The sequence below is a fragment of the Syntrophorhabdaceae bacterium genome (assembly GCA_035541755.1).
Taxonomy (GTDB): domain Bacteria; phylum Desulfobacterota; class Syntrophorhabdia; order Syntrophorhabdales; family Syntrophorhabdaceae; genus PNOF01.
In genome coordinates, this window is the sequence record DATKMQ010000146.1 from 1 (window position 1) to 4,027 (window position 4,027).

The 4,027-nt window shown below is 52.0% G+C and carries 4 protein-coding genes; 2 read left to right on the forward strand and 2 right to left on the reverse strand.

Going from position 1 to position 4,027, the window contains the following annotated elements; all coding sequences use genetic code 11:
• Positions 1–239 (reverse strand): hypothetical protein (locus VMT62_14450; GenBank protein ID HVN97626.1); only part of this gene is annotated, 239 nt, incomplete at its 3' end.
• Positions 240–355: 116 nt separating this feature from the next.
• Positions 356–1,774, reverse strand: a complete 1,419-nt coding sequence (locus VMT62_14455) for an anion permease (GenBank protein HVN97627.1) — start codon at positions 1,772–1,774, stop codon at positions 356–358.
• 357 nt (positions 1,775–2,131) lie between these two features.
• Between VMT62_14455 and VMT62_14460 the strand changes: the two genes are divergently transcribed.
• A complete protein-coding gene (locus tag VMT62_14460; protein HVN97628.1) occupies positions 2,132–3,328 on the forward strand; it encodes an ABC transporter substrate-binding protein in 1,197 nt (398 codons plus the stop codon).
• A 56-nt stretch (positions 3,329–3,384) separates the two neighbouring features.
• Positions 3,385–4,027, forward strand: a 643-nt coding sequence (locus VMT62_14465) for a branched-chain amino acid ABC transporter permease (protein HVN97629.1), incomplete at its 3' end; no start/stop codon positions are given.

Here is a 4,027-nt window from a genome sequence, read left to right on the forward strand (position 1 = left end):
AGGAACCGCTGAACCTGCTCCTCGATGGTACTGGGATGAGGCGGTAGAAGCCCTTCAAGCTCCAATGCCTCGCGTTCTCGCTCCGTGAAGGCAGTCCCTTTGTTCAATGTCGGATCTCGAAGCAATGAAAGGCCTGTAGGACAGTGCGGCATAGGTATTTCCGGAAGCGGTCTTCCACAATTCTTGCAAGAGTACCTATCACCAACATTCTCTTCAGAGCAGATACATACCCACGACATCGTCCTCCTCCTTGTTCATCCAAATGAACTACGTTAGTATCCTAATACATAACTCAAGTTGTTACCGCTGGCAAGAAGCCGGTTTCGATCAATTCCTGCGTGCTTCTTGCTAGTGATTAGCCTTTGGTCGCAAGCAGCCAGGGGACCCCGATTCCTATCAGGAAAACCAGAAATACAATCCCCAAGATGAAACCCTGGAGCCAGAAGTCCTTGCGGCTGATGTACCCACTTCCGAAATAGACAGGTCCCGGACCGGTAGCGTATGGGGTGATGATGCCCATCAATCCCAAGGAGTAGCAGAGAAGCAGAGCAAAGACTTTTACGGGCATCCCCGGCACCGCAGCGCCGGCAGCAAGCATCACTGGTAGGATTGCAGCAGTGTGCGCCGTCAGACTGGCAAACATATAGTGAATGAGAAAGAAGATCGCAACAAGTATTACCATCGTAGTCACTGGTGACATCCCGGCCAGTAAGACCGTTGCGCCCTTGGCAAACCAGGTGACGAACCCGACCTTGTTGAGGCCATCTGCTAAGGCTACAAGAGTGCCGAACCAAACCAGTATATCCCAGGCCCTCTTGTGGCTCAGAATATCATCGTGACTGACGACTCCGGTTATCAGCATCAACGAAATGACAACCAAAGTAACCGTTGTTGCATCTATGAACTTACCGCCTCCGATCCACAAGACCAATGCAAGAATTGCCAAGACGGCCATCAGCACTTCCTTGAACGTGATGCCGCCCAGCTTTGCGAGTTCGTCCGACGCCCACGCAGGGACTTCATCACTGGATGTGATTTCCGGCGGGTAAATCTTGTATATGAGATACGGTAGAATGAGGATAAGAGGTATACCTACCGGCAGGAATCCGTACAGCCATTCCACCCACTCAAAGCCTATCGATGATGTCTTGGTGACCAGTTCGAGAGCCAGAAGATTTGGGGCAAGCGCCGTCACGAACATTGAACTGTTGACGCACGTGGCTGCGAAGGCTGTCCACAATACGTAAGCGCCGATCTTTCGCGCTGTCTCTCCGGGTAGCGAACCATAAAGAATGGGAATATTGCGTATAACAGGGTATATGATTCCACCGCTTCGTGCAGTGTTGGAAGGCGTGAACGGAGCCAGGATCAGGTCGGCAAAGGTGACTGCATAACCCAAACCCAGCGTTTTCCTACCCAGGACTTTTACCAATACCAGGGCAATGCGTTTGCCCAACCCCGTCTTTTCATAACCCAAGGCAAGCATGAATGCGCCGAATATGAGCCAGACCGTGGAGTTGGAAAAACCGCTCAATGCCCATTTGATGGAGTCAGCCGGTTTAGGCGCGACCAATCCCATCGCTGCGACGAAAGCGATACCGATGAACCCTATCGCGGCCGATGGAATCGGTTCCAAGACTAAGCCAACGATGACAGCAGTAAAGCAAGCAAAGAAATACCATGCATTCGCAGTCAATCCCTGTGGAACAGGCAGCACGGCGATAATGATCCCCACCAGCAAAGGAATAAGAGCTTTCCACGCAGTTGATCCCATCTCATCTCCCTCATTACAGTATTCAGTTCACGGTCAGGATGCAGATACACGTAAGCACATCATCCGGTGCCATTATCTCTCGCGAGTCGTGAGGCCTGGAGGGACCACTTCAAGAGTGTCCCGCGCTTTAAGAAGCACTGCATAACCTCCGGGGCCGGCCCGCCAGGGGATGTTGGAGTAACCTTGATTTCTGAAAAGGGGAATGTGAATTTCAGAGATTACTCCTCCGAGGTCCATGTGGTCAACCATATTTTTGGCTGCGCGCTTTTCTCTTGACACATGGATAGCACGTGGGTTATTTGTGACGCTATCTTCCCCATTTCCAACGACCATTCCCGAACCCTTTAGGAGTCAGTAATGAAAAGAACAGGATATTGGACCGCTATCACTCTGACTTGGGTCCTGGTCTGCGCCGGTTTTGCCTGGGCAGCGGAAGCTCCGATCAAAGTCGGGGTCATTCTGCCGCGGACGGGTGAACAGGCCAAGTTCGGCGAAATAGAAATAAACTCATTTCAGATGGCTCTTGAGGAAATCAATAAAGCCGGTGGTGTTAACGGCCGACAGATTGATCTTTTGATAGAAGACGATACCGGCAAGCCTGAGGTTGGCCGTTCCGCCTGCGAAAAGCTGATCGCACAGGACAAGGTGATCGCTCTTTCAGGCGGATACTCGTCGTCGGTCACATTTGCGATATGTGCTGTTGCCCAGCAACGGAAGGTGCCGTTCCTCGTGACTACCGGTTCGGCCGACAAAATCACCGAGCAAAAGTGGGACCAGGTTTTTCGCATCGCTCCTCCTGTGAGTGAGTATCCTAAAGGGCTCATGTCCTTCCTTCAAGATGTGGTCAAGCCCAAGACCGTTGCGATTCTCTATGAAAACACTCTATTCGGACAGTCCGGATCCAAGGAATTCGCCCAGAATTGTCAGGAGGCCGGAGTCAAGGTCCTCATAAAGGAAGGTTACGAAGCCGGCGCCGTGGATTTCAAGCCGATTCTCGTCAAAATCAAGGCGGCTCAACCGGATTTCGTGTACATGATCTCGTATGTCATGGACGCGTCTCTCCTGATGCGTCAATCCAAGGAACTGGATTTCAACCCGAAGCTCTTCGTGGGCGGCGCTGCCGGTTTTACCCTCCCGGAGTTCGCTGCCAATGCGGGTGAAGCATCCGAATATGTGTTTTCAGCGGACCTCTGGGGCCCCAAAGTTCCGTATCCCGGTGCTCAGGCGTACTATGACAAGTACAAGGAGAAATTTGGGATGCCGCCCGACTATCACGGCGCGGAAGCCCATGCGTGCATGTATGTCGTGGCCGACGCTTTGAAACGGGCCAAGGAGCTCACACCGCAAGCTGTTCGTGAGGCTCTGGTCACCACTGATATGATGACTTTGTTTGGGCCGGTCAAATTCATAGCATACGGCAAGAAGACGCAGCAAAATGAACTTCCCACGTACCTGGTGCAATGGCAAAAGGGAATTCTTGAAACCGTATGGCCGGCCAAAGTTGCTTCAAAGCCGTATGTGTATCCCGTGCCTCCCTGGTCCGCGAGGAAGTAGGTCCCGAGCGCAAAACCACTGTCTGACTTCAACTGAAACTCAGTACCGGAAGCAAAATGGAAGTCTTCTTACAAACGCTGGTGGCCGGTATCCTGAAAGGGGGCCTTTACGGCCTCATCGGGATGGGTATGACGCTGATCATGGGAGTGATGGGCATCATAAACCTTTCCCATGGGCAGTTGATGATGGTGTCCATGTACGTAACGTACGTGCTTTTCCAGTACCTGGGCCTTGATCCTTACATAGCGCTTCCTATAAGCGTACCGTGTCTTTTTGTTGTCGGGGTCATTATCCAGAAATATTTCTTGAACCCAGTCATGAAGGTCGAAGCGATCCTGCCGCATAATCAGCTATTGATGACTGTGGGTGTAGCTATGGTGCTCACGGAGGTAATAAGGTTCATCTTTTCTTCCAATTATTACTCCGTTCGAACTTCTTATTCCTCATCTGCCTGGATTGTGGGCGGCATATCCTTTTCAGTAGCGCTCTGTGTGGCGTTCGTCATAGCATGCCTGCTCACTGTGTGGTTCTTCTGGCTTCTGCTCAAGACCGATTTGGGTCGATCCATTCGAGCGGTGGCCCAGGATGGGGAGGCCGCTCAGCTACTAGGAATCAACGCGGAGAGGGTCAGGTCCATTAGTTTTGGCTTAGGGGCCGGTCTCGTAGCGGCAGCCGGGACTCTTCTATTGCCGATCTACT